General features: G+C 56.8%; 14 protein-coding genes. 13 read left to right on the top strand and 1 reads right to left on the bottom strand.

Going from position 1 to position 13,219, the window contains the following annotated elements; all coding sequences use genetic code 11:
• Positions 1–46 precede the first annotated feature (46 nt).
• The 8 genes from ACR0KN_RS00825 to ACR0KN_RS00790 all read left to right on the top strand — a co-directional run bounded on the left by ACR0KN_RS00825 (position 47) and on the right by ACR0KN_RS00790 (position 6,155).
• Complete coding sequence (locus ACR0KN_RS00825) at positions 47–340, top strand: DUF1330 domain-containing protein (protein WP_170469182.1); 294 nt, start codon at positions 47–49, stop codon at positions 338–340.
• A 41-nt stretch (positions 341–381) separates the two neighbouring features.
• Positions 382–831, top strand: coding sequence for a tellurite resistance TerB family protein (locus ACR0KN_RS00820; protein ID WP_170469179.1), 450 nt, complete (start codon positions 382–384; stop codon positions 829–831).
• A 21-nt stretch (positions 832–852) separates the two neighbouring features.
• On the top strand, positions 853–1,290 hold the full coding sequence (locus tag ACR0KN_RS00815; RefSeq protein ID WP_170469177.1) for a tellurite resistance TerB family protein: 438 nt from the start codon (positions 853–855) through the stop codon (positions 1,288–1,290).
• Between the two features lie 132 nt (positions 1,291–1,422).
• A complete protein-coding gene (locus tag ACR0KN_RS00810) occupies positions 1,423–2,598 on the top strand; it encodes a S41 family peptidase (protein WP_480650691.1) in 1,176 nt (391 codons plus the stop codon).
• Between the two features lie 269 nt (positions 2,599–2,867).
• Positions 2,868–3,644 carry an ABC transporter ATP-binding protein gene (locus ACR0KN_RS00805; protein WP_480650689.1) on the top strand — a complete coding sequence of 259 codons (777 nt, stop codon included), beginning with the start codon at positions 2,868–2,870 and terminating at the stop codon, positions 3,642–3,644.
• Between the two features lie 31 nt (positions 3,645–3,675).
• Positions 3,676–4,389, top strand: coding sequence for a transporter substrate-binding domain-containing protein (locus ACR0KN_RS00800; RefSeq protein ID WP_480650687.1), 714 nt, complete (start codon positions 3,676–3,678; stop codon positions 4,387–4,389).
• A gap of 75 nt (positions 4,390–4,464) precedes the next feature.
• A complete protein-coding gene (locus ACR0KN_RS00795; RefSeq protein ID WP_480651744.1) occupies positions 4,465–5,352 on the top strand; it encodes an ABC transporter permease in 888 nt (295 codons plus the stop codon).
• Complete coding sequence (locus ACR0KN_RS00790; protein ID WP_010439160.1) at positions 5,349–6,155, top strand: ABC transporter permease; 807 nt, start codon at positions 5,349–5,351, stop codon at positions 6,153–6,155. The genes ACR0KN_RS00795 and ACR0KN_RS00790 overlap by 4 nt, the downstream gene beginning before the upstream one ends.
• On the opposite strand, the gene ACR0KN_RS00785 is transcribed toward ACR0KN_RS00790, so the two are convergent.
• On the bottom strand, positions 6,152–6,961 hold the full coding sequence (locus tag ACR0KN_RS00785) for a M90 family metallopeptidase (RefSeq protein WP_480650685.1): 810 nt from the start codon (positions 6,959–6,961) through the stop codon (positions 6,152–6,154). The genes ACR0KN_RS00790 and ACR0KN_RS00785 overlap by 4 nt on opposite strands.
• A gap of 211 nt (positions 6,962–7,172) precedes the next feature.
• Here ACR0KN_RS00785 and ACR0KN_RS00780 point away from each other — a divergent pair, with 211 nt between their 5' ends.
• From ACR0KN_RS00780 to ACR0KN_RS00760, 5 genes are all read left to right on the top strand, one after another.
• Positions 7,173–8,492, top strand: coding sequence for a glutamine synthetase family protein (locus ACR0KN_RS00780; RefSeq protein WP_480650683.1), 1,320 nt, complete (start codon positions 7,173–7,175; stop codon positions 8,490–8,492).
• 58 nt (positions 8,493–8,550) lie between these two features.
• Positions 8,551–9,231, top strand: a complete 681-nt coding sequence (locus ACR0KN_RS00775) for a type 1 glutamine amidotransferase (RefSeq protein WP_480650681.1) — start codon at positions 8,551–8,553, stop codon at positions 9,229–9,231.
• On the top strand, positions 9,231–10,589 hold the full coding sequence (locus ACR0KN_RS00770; protein WP_010439152.1) for a glutamine synthetase family protein: 1,359 nt from the start codon (positions 9,231–9,233) through the stop codon (positions 10,587–10,589). The genes ACR0KN_RS00775 and ACR0KN_RS00770 overlap by 1 nt, the downstream gene beginning before the upstream one ends.
• Positions 10,590–10,601: 12 nt before the next feature.
• Complete coding sequence (locus ACR0KN_RS00765) at positions 10,602–11,906, top strand: NAD(P)/FAD-dependent oxidoreductase (RefSeq protein ID WP_480650679.1); 1,305 nt, start codon at positions 10,602–10,604, stop codon at positions 11,904–11,906.
• Between the two features lie 112 nt (positions 11,907–12,018).
• The gene (locus ACR0KN_RS00760) at positions 12,019–13,218 is read left to right on the top strand and encodes a DegT/DnrJ/EryC1/StrS family aminotransferase (RefSeq protein ID WP_480650677.1); all 1,200 of its coding nucleotides are present in this window, start codon (positions 12,019–12,021) and stop codon (positions 13,216–13,218) included.
• Position 13,219: the final 1 nt, after the last annotated feature.

Raw genomic sequence — 13,219 nt, 5'->3', positions numbered from 1 at the left:
TGCGGTTCCTCCGCACCTTGCATCAGATACCAGCGGAGGAATTGCCGTGGCCAGAGGTTATTGGGTCGCCCATGTCGATGTAGACGACATCGAAACCTACAAATCGTATGTCGCTGCCAACGCGGCCCCTTTTGCCGAATATGGCGGCAAATTTCTGGTGCGTGGCGGTGAAAGAACCGAGGTCGAGGGCAAAGCCCGCGCCCGTACAGTCGTGATCGAGTTTCCCAGCTATGAACAGGCCCTGGCCTGTTATGAAAGTGCAGGATATCAGGCCGCCAAAGCCCTTCGCGATCCGGTTTCAACCGCTGATCTTGTGATTATTCAAGGCTATGAGGGCTAGCACCGCTTGGCGCGCCTCGAATTACGGAATATCTTGACCTCATGTTGAAAAAATTCTTCCAGGCCTTCCGGCCGCCGCAACATGACAAGTTGCCCGATCCTGATGCCGAACTGGCTTTGGGGGCGCTGCTGGTGCGCGTGGCACAGGCCGATCGCGACTATAAGCTGGAAGAGATCAGCCTGATCGACCGCATCCTTGCGCGTCTCTACCAGCACAACGCGATCGAGGCCGCCAAGGTCCGCGCCACTTGTGAGAAGCTGCACGCAGCCGCCCCCGAAACTGACACGTTCGGCAAACTGATCCGCGAAACCACCAACCTGAACGAACGTCTGGCGGCTCTGGACGCGCTTTGGGAGGTGGTTCTGGCCGACGGCAATACGGATGAAGGCGAGGTCAAGATCGTCGAAGAGGCCCGCATTGCCATGGGTCTCAGCTTCAACGACAGTAAGGCCGCACGCGAACGGATACAAAGCCGCTTGGAAGCGACCTAAGCAGCCTCTATATGTTTGACCATGTTCAGTGATTTCCTGTCCCGGCTCACGCAGCCGCAGCCCGACCCGCTTGTAGAAGATGACGCCCGTCTGGCCCTCACCGCCCTGTTGGTGCGCATTGCGCGGTCCGACAATGATTATGCCGATACCGAAATGGTCCGGATCGACCGCATCTCGGCTGAACGTTTTGGCCTGTCCCCGTTCGAAGCCGCCGCCTTGCGCGCCCGTGCCGAAGATCTTGAGGCCGAAGCCCCCGACACCGTCCGCTTTACCCGCGCCATCAAAGAGGCCATCGTCTATGATGATCGCCTAGCCGTGGTGCAGGCAATGTGGTCGGTTGCATTGGCAGATGGACACCGCAGCGGAGAAGAGGATTCACTGCTGCGTCTCGTCGTAAGCCTGTTGGGTGTCAGCGACGTGGATTCGGCACTGGCACGGCAAAAAGCAGCAAAGGCCTGAGCCAATTGCAGCACGGCCAAGCGAAAAGCCCAACTACGAAGCTGCTGGATAATTTTACCTGAGCTGAGAAAGGTTGATGTCGGCTTCGAGCCCAATCTAGACATTTACGATTGGCTATGCGCACTGTGAATCATGGCGCTGACGGAAGACCTGAAGCAAATTCTAGAAACTGCTCTGCCAACCGATCCCAGTTTTCGTCGGATCGATAAGGCCGTAATAGACAGCTGCCTTAGTGAAACCCGGAGATACGCCTCGGAGGGCTGCATCGAAGCCTTCTTGATGTCCGCGATGCGCCTATTGGCACTCCCCCAAAATGGGCACACAAGGCTGATCCCGAATGATGCGATCTCGGTGCTGCCGCTGAGGTTTGTGAGCGTGGGGCGTTCAGTGCAAGTCATGGGGGCGGCACCAGGGGTAATTGCACCGCGAGGAAAATTGATCGCGATCAACGGTGTGGCTTTGAGCCAAATCGAAGCCACGGCAGAGAGTTTTCTGGCGGGAACATGCCAAAGGAAAAGGGTCATCGGTCCGATCCTTTTTGCGTGGCCGTACGCTTTGGCACATTTGGGTTATTCGTCAAACGGCAAAGCGACCGAATATCGTGTGCAGGACGAAAATGGACAGATAGCGAATCTGAAATTGGCAAATGAACATACGGTTCCCGGATCGATGCTCTACCCGAGAAACGAGCACGGCAAGGCTGATCCAGCTTGGGAACCCGAGATTTTTGTGGAGATACAGGACTGGCAAGAGCTTGGGCTATCAATAGTGTTACCAAGCTTCTTTGATCCGAACGAAAGTGCGCTACCCAAAGCCATCTCAGCCGCAGTGGAACATGTGCGCGCCGGCTCGACCAAAACACTTCTGATTGACGTTCGCGGGAATACTGGTGGCGACTTTCTTCTAACGATGCCCTTGATCGACGCGATCTCGGAAAGCGCAAACAAGCAGGTTGTTGTGCTTGTCGATAAATTCACGTTTTCCGCAGCGATAGTGTTTGTAGCCATCCTTAGACATCGATTGGGAAACAGGTTCAAACTCATTGGGGAAGAAATGGGTGACGGATTGACGTTCTTTGCCGAGGGCGGGTTGCTCGATTTGCCGGTTAGCGGAGCGGTCGTTCGATACTCATCAGCCTTTCACGACTGGAAGAATGGAACGTCTGACGAAGCCACACCGCCCGATATCGCGCGGCAAATCGTACCCGCAGGAGCACTGAGTTTGGATTTGGAATGGGTCGCACGGCCTATTGGTGAGGATGGAAACGTCGCGTTCTATCAACAAATTCTCAAAAGCGTGAACGATTAGACGAACGGCCGGTAAGTCCCGCAATGTTGGCATTGGATATCGTTCATATGATGGTGGTGTCGATAGCCTGAGAACCGTCACTGCAAATCTCATAAGCTTACCTGTCTGTTCGCCCTAACGGCGCGCAAATCGCCCAACCAACTGACAATTCTGACAGCGTCATTGGCCAAATTGGCTATTTCTCAGCGTGAACTTGTTATTTGCGCATTGCATTAGCCCGATTTTTCAGCCCTATTACCGCACCAACAACAATCATATCTGGACAGCCCGTGACAGACGCCGCTCCCGTCATCGAGATCAAGAACCTTCACAAAAGCTTTGGCCAACTTGAGGTGCTCAAGGGCGTGGATATCACCGCGCATCGCGGCGACGTTGTCTCGCTGATCGGGTCTTCAGGCTCGGGGAAATCCACGCTTTTACGCTGCTGCAACCTGTTGGAAGACAGCCAAGAAGGCGAGATTCTGTTCAAAGGCGAACCTGTCCGCTGGGCCGGCAGCCACAATCACCGTCGTCCCGCCGACCCCAAACAGGTGCTGCGCATCCGCACCAACCTGTCGATGGTGTTTCAGCAGTTTAATCTGTGGGCGCATATGACCATCCTGCAAAACGTGATGGAGGCCCCCGTCACCGTTCTGGGCCGAGATCGATCCGAGGTTGAGGACAGCGCTCGCAGGTATCTGGAAAAGGTCGGCATCGGCGACAAATGCGATGTTTATCCGGCACAGCTATCGGGCGGACAGCAACAGCGCGCCGCCATAGCGCGGGGGCTGTGCATGGAACCGCAGGCGCTGCTGTTCGATGAACCGACCTCGGCGCTCGATCCCGAACTGGAACAGGAAGTGATCAAGGTGATCAAGGATCTGGCCGCGGAAGGTCGCACCATGATAATCGTGACCCACGACATGAAGATGGCTGCGGATATCTCGAGCCATGTCGTCTTCCTGCATCAGGGCCTGATCGAAGAAGAGGGCCTGCCAGAAGATCTATTCACCACCCCTGAATCCGAACGGCTTCAGGGCTTTCTCTCCGCCACTCAGGCGGCTTAATCAACGGACAGAACCAATAAGGGGAGTAACAATGAAAAACCTGATTCTGACCACTGCAGCACTGGCGCTGACCGCCGGTATCGCCATGGCCGATACCGTGCGCATGGGCACCGAGGGCGCCTATGCGCCTTGGAACTTCATCAACGACGCGGGCGAGATCGACGGTTTCGAACGTGAACTGGGCGATGAGCTGTGCAAGCGCGCGAATCTGGAATGCGAATGGGTCAAGAACGACTGGGATTCGATCATTCCGAACTTGGTGTCAGGCAACTATGACGTGATCATCGCTGGTATGTCGATCACCGACGAGCGGGACGAAGTCATCGACTTCACCCAGAACTATACACCACCGGATCCGTCTGCCTATGTTGCGCTGTCCGATGACGTTGACGTCGCAGGTGGCGTTGTCGCGGCTCAGACCGGGACCATTCAGGCGGGTTACATTGCTGAATCCGGTGCAACTCTGGTCGAATTCGCCAGCCCTGAAGAAACCATCGCAGCCGTCCGCAACGGCGAAGCCGATGCTGTGCTGGCTGACAAATCCTTCCTCGCACCGATCGTCGAAGAAGACGGTGAGCTGAAATTTGTTGCCGATGACGTACCGCTGGGCGGTGGCGTTGGCATGGGCATCCGTGAATCGGACGGTGAGTTGAAAGAAAAGTTCAATACAGCGATCCAGTCCATGAAGGACGATGGCAGCCTGAACGAGCTGATCACCAAGTGGGAAGTGTCCTCGACCTTCTGATCTTATGATCCAAGTGGCGCGCCCTGAACGCAGGGCGCGCCCCTGCAGCGCCCTTGCCAGTCTAAGAGGCCCGCCATTTTCTCGTATTGCTCCGATCCCGATACGCTGGGTACATTCCGTTGGTTCTCATGCTACCTGACCAACGGTGTCCACTGGTCGTTCTACGCCTCATTCCTCAAGGTACTGGCCTTGCTGGCGGTCACCGCCCCGGTTGCATTGGGTTTTGGCTTTGTCGGAGCCATGGCAGCGCGCTCGCATATCCCGCCGGTCAGCTGGTTGGGCAAAGGGTATATTGCGATTGTACGCGGCGTGCCGGATATCGCTTTTTTCATGTTCTTCGTGATCGCTCTGGATCAGGGTTTTGAGTGGGTAAGACACAAGATACTCTGCCCCGACTGGACCGATCCGATCCGTCAGGGCAACGATTTCCTCGTCTGCCAGGCCGCCAAACTGCCACTGGGCAGCGCCCCTGAATGGGTGCACGAAACCTATGGCTTTTTCCTCGCTGTCATCACATTTTCCATCGTGTTCGGCGCATTTGCCGCCAATGTCCTGTTCGGCGGCATGCGCGCCGTGCCGCATACGCAGCTGGAAACGGCAGAAGCCTATGGCATGACCCGCCGCCAGACCTTCTGGCGCATCCTCGTGCCGCAAATGTGGGTCTATGCCCTGCCCGGTCTGTCCAACCTGTGGATGGTGCTGATCAAGGCGACCCCCCTGCTGTTCCTGCTGGGGGTCGAAGATATCGTCTATTGGGCCCGCGAACTGGGCGGCACCAAAACCTCGAAATTTACGCAGTACCCCCATGGCGATTGGCGCATGTGGTACTTCCTTGGATTGCTGATCTTCTACCTTGGCATGACGCGTTTCTCGGAACTCGGACTTGAAAAACTGATGCGCCGTCTGTCCCACGGTCAGGCCACATCAGGCGGAGAGCTTCTGCGCAAGGAGACCACGGCATGAGCTGCATCCAGACCATACAGGATTACGGCCTCCGTTCGCTGGGCTTCGGGGAACGCCTTCTGCCCAAGACCGATTTCACATTGTGCGAGCAGTTCACCCTGATCGGCTCGGGCATGATCTGGAACGTCTATTTCGGCGCGATGGCGCTGGCGACCGGGTTCTTTTTGGCCACTGCACTGGCCGTTGGAAAAGCATCCACCAACAAATGGCTGCGCAAACCGTCCGAGTGGTTCATCTTCCTGTTCCGGGGGTCGCCGCTCTTCATTCAGTTCTTCTTTGCGTATTTCTTCTTCCTGTCGCTGAAGAAAACTTACCCGATGTTCGACGCTCTGACCTCGGCTTGGCTGGGCGCCCTGATTGTGCTGTTCCTGAACACAGCCGCCTATTCGGGCGAGATCTTTTATGGCGCCCTACGCTCGATCCCCAAGGGAGACATCGAAGCGGCAGATGCCTACGGCATGTCGGGCTGGTCTCGGTTCCGCCGCATCGTCTGGCCCACCATGCTGCGGCTGGCATGGCCCGCCTATACGAACGAGGCGATCTTTCTGTTCCACGCAACTACGCTGGTCTTCTTCTCGGCCTTCCCGGCCTGGCAGCAAAGGGGCGATGCGCTGTACTACGCCAGCTATTTCGCGGACAAGACGTTCAACCCGTTCATCCCCTACCCGATTCTGGCATTCTATTTCATCCTGTTGACGCTGGTGATTGTTTGGGGGTTTGGCATGATCAACAAACGCCTGAACCGCCACCTGCCAGCCGAGCGAAAAGCAAAGATGCGGTTCCGCCTGAACCTTGCCCGCTAAGCCCAGTCCACTGGATTGAGTCGGAACAGTTTCGAAAGCTGCTCGTAGACTTCTGGCACCTCGTGCTTCAACGCACGGGGGCGCTCGAAGAATACTTCGACCGAGACCGCAAAGAACTCTTCATGCCCCGTCGCACCATAGGGGTCGATTACCGTACGCCGCCCGCTCTCAACAGCGTGGACATGCGCGTCATAGGCGGTCAGGAAAACCTTTTCCCATTCGGCAAAACTCTGCCCTTCGCTCAGTATCGGCACACCATTGGTGCCCCCGGACAGATCATCGATTTGATGCGCAAATTCATGTAGCACCACATTTTGTCCATCGTGGTCATCCAGCGCGCCCTGTCGGCTGTGTGCCCATGACAAAATGACCGGCCCGCGATCCCAGCTTTCACCGGTTCGTACGATCTCTTTCTCTGACACAACATAACCCGAGTGTCGCTGCTGCTTCGACTTGAACGCATTGGGATAGATCAGGATCGTCGTCAGGTTATCGTACCAAAGGTCACTGTTGATCACGAGCAGACAAGCCTGCGCCGCAATCGACAGCTCCATCTCTTCGGTCACTTCCAGCCCGTCGCAGCCATAAAAGCTGACCTGATCCAGAAACAGATTCACTTTGCCATCCAGGTGGCTGCGCAATGAGGCGGGTAGCCGCCGGATGATGGGCACCTGTTGTTCGATGATGTCACCCTGATGCGAGGTCAGATGGGTCGCCAGCAGTGCCGCGCGGGCCTGCTTTTTGGACCAGAGGTAATAGCCGATCCCGCCTGCGACCAGTAACGCAATAGTAAGAAAGATGAACATACCCGAGACTATAGGGATCACCGCGCCAGGCACAATCAGGTGCCTGAATGTTGTACAACTCGGAAGAAAGCGGTTTTGATCCCTGTACAAGTTGGAAGATCTCCAGTTTCGGCCCTCGTCGCAATAAGCGTTGACTGATAATTTGATCAAATTTAGTGACAAGGCGCTAATCCTGATTTAAACCTCTCGTGACAAGACCACGGAGCCTACAATGGACCTGAGCGCCCTGCACACATTTCGCGTCGCCGCCTGTGACCTGAACGGACAGATGCGCGGCAAACGCGTGCCGCCCTCCTATGCCACCAAGCTGGATAAGGGGGCTGTTCGAATGCCGTTCTCAGCGCTCAATGTCGATCTTTGGGGAGCCGATATTGATGGCAGCCCGCTGGTCTTCGAAAGCGGAGATGCCGATGGCGTCCTGCGTCCGACGGGGCGTGGCCCAGTGCCGGTGCCCTGGCTCGACACAGCCACAGCTCTGGTGCCCATGTGCCTCTATCACGATGATGGTACACCCTTTGCGGGCGATCCCCGGCACGCGCTATCTTCGGTACTGGACCGCTATGCAGAACGAGGCTGGTCGGTTGTTGCCGCCACTGAGCTGGAATTCACTCTGCTCGACGCTTCAGGCGACCAACCGCAAGCTCCTATCAACCCGGTCACCGGCCGCAGGCTGCAGGACGAGGCCGTTCTTTCGATGGCCGAGATGGATGCTTTTGATGCGTTCTTCACCGATCTTTACGATGGCTGCACCGCAATGGGCATCCCGGCCCAAACCGCCATCTCGGAGAGCGGGATTGGCCAATTTGAGATCAACCTGAATCATCAGGACGCCTTGCGCTGCGCCGATGACACTTGGCTTTTCAAAGGCTTGACGCGTGGTCTTGCACGGAAACACGGATTCACTGCGACCTTCATGGCCAAACCTTACGCCGAGGATGCTGGCAACGGGATGCATGTGCACTTCTCGGTTATAGACGCTGATGGCCAAAATATCTTTGACGACGGGGGGCCCGAAGGCACCGAATTGCTGCGCTCAGCGGTTGCGGGATGTCTGGCCGCAATGTCCGGTTCAACCCTGATCTTCGCGCCGCATGGAAACTCTTACACACGGCTTGTACCCGGCGCGCACGCCCCTACTGGCGCCAGTTGGGCCTATGAGAACCGCACAGCCGCCCTGCGCATTCCGGGCGGTGCCCCTGCCGCCCGACGGATCGAACATCGCGTCGCTGGGGGAGACATCAACCCCTATCTCATGCTGGCCGCCGTGCTAGGTGCCGCGCTGCTTGGTATAGAGGACGGCTTGCAGCCACCTGCTCCGATATCCGGAAATGCTTATGAGGTTGCAGACCTTCCGCAGCTTGCTCCCGACTGGTCCTCGGCAATTTCCGCATTTGAGACAGACCCGTTGGTTGCGCGCATCTTCCCTGCTGACCTGATCCGCAACATGGCGATGACAAAACGGCAGGAAATCGCGCGCTTCGCAGAGCGGCCCCCAGAAAGCCACTGGCATAGCTATCTTGAGAGCGTATGAGCCTCTTGCCCGCCTCGTTCTGCTCCGCTAGAATAAATTTGATCAAATTTGGTGAACTATGAAAATCGGCATCCTTGTAACCGGCCACCCACCCGACGAATTGTATGATCAATTCGGGGAATATGATGGAATGTTTCGTGCATTGCTGGGCGGCAACGGCTTCGAATTCCAGGCATATGCAGTCGTCGATGGAGAGTTTCCTGACGACGCACATCAGGCGGATGGATGGGTCATCACGGGCTCACGCCATGGTGCTTACGAAGATCACCCGTGGATACCACCGCTCGAACAATTGATCCGGGACATTCAGAAAACCGGAAACCCGCTGATCGGTGTCTGTTTTGGTCACCAGATCATCGCGCAAGCCCTTGGTGGAAAAGTGGAAAAGTTCAAAGATGGTTGGGCCATTGGACGCACCGATTATCGTTTTGGCGATCAAACTGTCACCCTAAACGCATGGCATCAGGATCAGGTGACTCAACTGCCCGAAGGTGCTGTAGTCACTGGCACGAATGACTTTTGCCAAAACGCCATGGTCACTTATGGCGATACGATCTGGACAGTGCAGGCCCATCCTGAATATGGAAACGACTTCATTCATGGCTTGATGGAGACCCGAGGCAAAGGCGTGGTTCCTGATGCGTTGATGCAGGCGGCCGCGAACCGGCATGATGCCCCGGATGACAATGCCAAAATCGGTCGCCACATGGCAGAATTCCTAAAGAAAGCGAGGGCCTGATGGCCGACTGGACAGATCAACTGCCTGAAGCGGCACGCACCTATTTCGAAGGCAAACGGCTGGATGAGGTTGAATGCATCATCTCTGACCTGCCCGGCATCGCCCGCGGCAAGGCGGTCCCGGCGTCGAAATTCGCAAAGCAATCTTATTTTCACCTACCCGACAGTATTTTCTACCAAACTATTACTGGGGATTGGGGCGAAGCCGCAGGTGAAGATGGTTTCATTGAACGCGACATGATCCTGAAGCCTGATTTCTCAACTGCGTCGGCCGCACCCTGGACGGGTGACTGGACGTTGCAGGTGATTCACGACGCGTTCGACCGGGATGGGGAACCGATCCCCTTCAGCCCGCGCAATGTGCTTAAACGCGTTGTGAAGATGTACCATGACAAGGGTTGGAAGCCGGTTGTCGCCCCTGAGATGGAATTTTTCCTTGTCGCGCCGAATGTAGACCCGGCGCAAGGGATCAAGCCGATGATGGGCCGCTCGGGCCGTCCGGCGGCGGCGCGGCAGGCCTATTCGATGACGGCGGTCGATGAGTTCGGGCCGGTGATCGACGACATCTACGACTTTGCCGAGTTTCAGGGGTTTGAAATCGACGGGATCACGCAAGAAGGCGGGGCCGGGCAGTTGGAGATCAATCTGCGCCATGGCGATCCTGTAAAACTGGCCGATGAGGTATTTTACTTCAAACGTCTGATCCGCGAAGCCGCGCTACGTCATAACTGCTTTGCAACATTCATGGCGAAACCGATCGAGGATGAGCCGGGCTCGGCCATGCACATCCATCACTCGATTATCGATATGGAATCGGGTCAGAATATTTTCTCTGGCCCTCAGGGCGGAGAAACCGACGCCTTCTACAACTTCATCGCCGGCTTGCAGAACCACCTGCCCGCGGGGCTTGCGGTGATGGCGCCGTATGTGAATTCTTATCGCCGCTACGTCAAAGACCACGCGGCTCCGATCAATCTGGAGTGGGCGCGCGACAACCGCACAACCGGCATTCGCGTACCTCTGTCCGGCCCCGAGGCGCGACGGGTCGAAAATCGCATCGCAGGCATGGACTGCAACCCATATCTGGGCATCGCATTGTCACTGGCTTGCGGCTATTTGGGACTGACTCAGCAAGAACGCCCACGCCGCCAATTTTACGGCGACGCCTACGAAGGCGACGGCGATATCCCTCAGATCATGGGTGAAGCCCTGGACTTGTTTGATGAAGCAACAGCCCTGCACGAGGTTCTGGGCCCTGAATTCGCCCGCGTCTACGGCATCGTCAAGCGTGCAGAGTACGAAGAGTTCTTGCAGGTCATTTCCCCATGGGAACGCGAGCACCTGCTGATGAACGTCTAAGGCAACGACGCGATGAACCTGCTGTATTCCAATGATCGCAAGGCGGAGTACCCGCCGAGTTGGTACGCTGCGACTGCGCATCCATTCGACCGCTATCCGGCACTTGAAGGCGATCACACCGCAGACGTCTGCATTGTCGGCGGCGGATATACAGGCCTTTCGGCCGCATTGCATTTGGTTGAGGCCGGGTTCGATGTTGTTCTGCTCGAGGCTCACCGCGTGGGCTTTGGCGCTTCGGGTCGCAATGGAGGCCAACTGGGCAGCGCACAGCGGATGGACCAGGAGGATCTTGAGCGGCTCGTCGGCGATGACGACGCCTCAAAACTCTGGGATCTGGCCGAAGATGCAAAGGATCTGGTCAAATCACTGATCTCAAAGCATCAGATCGACTGCGATCTGAAGCCAGGAATTGCGGTTCTGGGCTTCAACGACTCGGAGCGCGCTGAGCTACATGGTCACGCGGCGCATCTGTCGGGCAGATACAAATACGACCAAATCGAAGCCCTGGATGCCGATGCCGCGCGCGGGCTTTGTCCCTCACCTGCCTATGCGGGTGGGTATCTGGACAATGGTGCGGCGCATTTGCACCCGTTGAACTATGCGCTTGGCCTTGCGCGCGCCGCGGTCGGAGCGGGGTTACGACTGCATGAAGACACCGAGGTTCTTGGCATCGATCAGGGCGCTCGCGTGACTGTGCGCACGGACAAAGGCAAGATCACCGCAGATCATGTTGTTCTGGCCTGCAACGGATATCTCGGCGATCTGAACCGACAAGTTGCATCGCGCGTGATGCCCATCAACAATTTCATTGCGGCAACCGAACCACTGGGCGCTGAGACGCAAAAGGTATTGGCCAAGGATATCGCCGTTGCTGACACGAAATTCGTGGTGAACTACTTCCGGTTAAGTGCAGATGGAAGGCTGCTGTTTGGGGGCGGCGAAAGCTATGGTTATCGTTTCCCCGAGGACATCGCCGCCAAGGTGCGCAAACCGATGACCGAGATTTACCCGCATCTGCGAGACGTCAAGATTGACTATGCTTGGGGTGGAACCCTCGGTATCACCATGCGGCGTATGCCCTACCTCGCCCGGATCGCACCGAATATCCTGTCCGCCTCTGGTTATTCCGGTCACGGCGTTGGCACTGCGACCCATGCGGGGCAACTAATGGCACTGGCGATTCAGGGACAGGCTGAGGGATTTGATACCATGGCCCGCGTTCCTGCGCTGCCATTCCCTGGTGGACCCGCATTGCGAACGCCCCTGTTGATCTTGGCGATGACTTGGTACGCTATGCGCGACAGGCTGGGTATCTGAACACATTCCATACGACGAATTGGTTAAATCTCGCTGACGATGCGAATTGGGACTTGGCTTGTCTGTGCATCGAATTTATATTTCCCAAAGATAAAATTCGGGAAATCCAAATATGACGCTTGTACCCAACGTTCATGAAGCCGAACCTATCCCCGCAGCCGCAAGAGACGCCATCGACGCCCTGATGCAATCCGGCGATCTGTTCCGCTATACCGCACCGCAGGATGCGCCTGTTGCCCTGCTGGAAACAGAGTTCGCAGAACTACTCGGCACGAAATACGCGCTCGCTGTTTCGTCCTGTTCCGCAGCACTATTTCTGTCGCTCAAAGCGTTGGGCTTACCCCGCGATGCGCGGGTTCTGATTCCCGGATTTACCTTTGCGGCCGTGCCGTCTTCAATCGTGCACGCGGATTGCATTCCGGTTCTGTGCGAAGTCGGCGACAATTATCGCGTCGATATGGCCGACTTCGCCGCCAAGCTCGACAGCGTGCAGGCGGTGATCATCAGCCACATGCGCGGTCATACTTCAGATATGGACGCCATCATGGAGCTGTGTGACGCACGCGATATCCCGGTGATCGAAGATGCAGCCCACTCATTGGGTACCACATGGCATGGGCGCAATATTGGCACCATCGGCAAGGTCGGCTGCTTCTCGTTCCAATCCTACAAGATGATCAACGCCGGTGAAGGTGGCATTTTGGTCAGCGATGATGCTGATCTGGTTGCTCAGGCGGTCATCATGTCGGGTGCGTACGAGCATAACTGGAAAAAGCACTCAGGTTCGCCCGAGCTGGAACAGGCCTTTGCCCGCTGGCAGAACCGGTTGCCACTGTACAATCTGCGCATGAGCAACCTCAGCGCCGCAGTGATCCGTCCTCAGCTTCCCGAACTGGCGCGCCGCGTGCGGGACGGTCTGGCGAACCATGACTACGTGGCCGATCGCCTGAACACCTCACCCTATATCAATGTCCCTGCCCCGCTTGCACCCGAGCAGCGCGCACCGGATTCAATCCAGTTCAATCTAGTTGACCTTAACGACGAAGAAATTCGCGCCTTCGCCGCTGCTGCCGAAGCGCGTGGCGTCAAAGTGCAGGTGTTTGGCATGAGTCAGGACAATGCCCGCGCCTTCTGGAACTGGCAATTCCTGCCCGAGCAGTTTGATCTGCCGCAGACCCGCGCGATGTTGATGAAGGCCTGTGATGTGCGCCTGCCTGTGCGCCTGACACGCGAAGAGCTGGACGTCATTGCCGACATCCTACTGGCCTCGATTGGTGAAGTTGTTGGTCCGATGCCGGTTTATGGAACCTAAC

It is taken from the genome of Ruegeria sp. AP7 (assembly GCF_056539905.1).
This window is presented reverse-complemented; position numbering and strand designations above follow the sequence as displayed.

Coding starts and splice junctions, on each gene's coding strand:
- ACR0KN_RS00820 (WP_170469179.1), top strand. CDS start 382: ATGTTGAAAAAATTCTTCCAGGCCTTCCGGCCGCCGCAACATGACAAG.
- ACR0KN_RS00815 (WP_170469177.1), top strand. CDS start 853: ATGTTCAGTGATTTCCTGTCCCGGCTCACGCAGCCGCAGCCCGACCCG.
- ACR0KN_RS00810 (WP_480650691.1), top strand. CDS start 1,423: ATGGCGCTGACGGAAGACCTGAAGCAAATTCTAGAAACTGCTCTGCCA.
- ACR0KN_RS00800 (WP_480650687.1), top strand. CDS start 3,676: ATGAAAAACCTGATTCTGACCACTGCAGCACTGGCGCTGACCGCCGGT.
- ACR0KN_RS00790 (WP_010439160.1), top strand. CDS start 5,349: ATGAGCTGCATCCAGACCATACAGGATTACGGCCTCCGTTCGCTGGGC.
- ACR0KN_RS00785 (WP_480650685.1), bottom strand. CDS start 6,961: ATGTTCATCTTTCTTACTATTGCGTTACTGGTCGCAGGCGGGATCGGC.
- ACR0KN_RS00780 (WP_480650683.1), top strand. CDS start 7,173: ATGGACCTGAGCGCCCTGCACACATTTCGCGTCGCCGCCTGTGACCTG.
- ACR0KN_RS00775 (WP_480650681.1), top strand. CDS start 8,551: ATGAAAATCGGCATCCTTGTAACCGGCCACCCACCCGACGAATTGTAT.
- ACR0KN_RS00770 (WP_010439152.1), top strand. CDS start 9,231: ATGGCCGACTGGACAGATCAACTGCCTGAAGCGGCACGCACCTATTTC.
- ACR0KN_RS00765 (WP_480650679.1), top strand. CDS start 10,602: ATGAACCTGCTGTATTCCAATGATCGCAAGGCGGAGTACCCGCCGAGT.
- ACR0KN_RS00760 (WP_480650677.1), top strand. CDS start 12,019: ATGACGCTTGTACCCAACGTTCATGAAGCCGAACCTATCCCCGCAGCC.